Below are 358 nucleotides of genomic sequence, written 5' to 3'. Positions count from 1 at the left end.
GAGCAATCGTGATCCAGTGATGGAGCTTAGTGATGCAGAGGTGCTTGATGGCATCAATGCCTTAACTGACCGTCGCCTTGTGAATGATGAAAGTAGCTTCAACAGCCGCACTGCTAAGTATCGTCATCGATTCTGTAATACAGAATTCGGAGACCTACAGTTTTCTGCTCAAGAGAAAGGCATTGTGTGTGTGATGCTATTGCGCGGTGCGCAGACCCCAGGTGAAATCCGCACTCGTACCAACCGTTTGGCTCAGTTTGCGGATGTAAAAGAAGTAGAAGCGACTCTAGATAAGCTAGCAAACCTAGATACTCCGATTGTAGTTAAGTTGCCAAGAGAACCAGGTAAGCGTGAATCT

Annotated in this window: 1 protein-coding gene; it reads left to right on the top strand. The window is 46.9% G+C overall.

The window, feature by feature from the left end; translation table 11 throughout:
- Window positions 1–358, top strand: a 358-nt coding sequence (locus AB4585_RS23235) for a DUF480 domain-containing protein (protein ID WP_372171147.1), incomplete at both ends; no start/stop codon positions are given.

The organism is Vibrio sp. 10N.222.49.C9 (assembly GCF_041474985.1).
GTDB lineage: Bacteria > Pseudomonadota > Gammaproteobacteria > Enterobacterales > Vibrionaceae > Vibrio > Vibrio crassostreae_C.
Note: the sequence above shows the minus strand (reverse complement) of the source record. Positions and strands in the feature narration are given on the sequence as shown.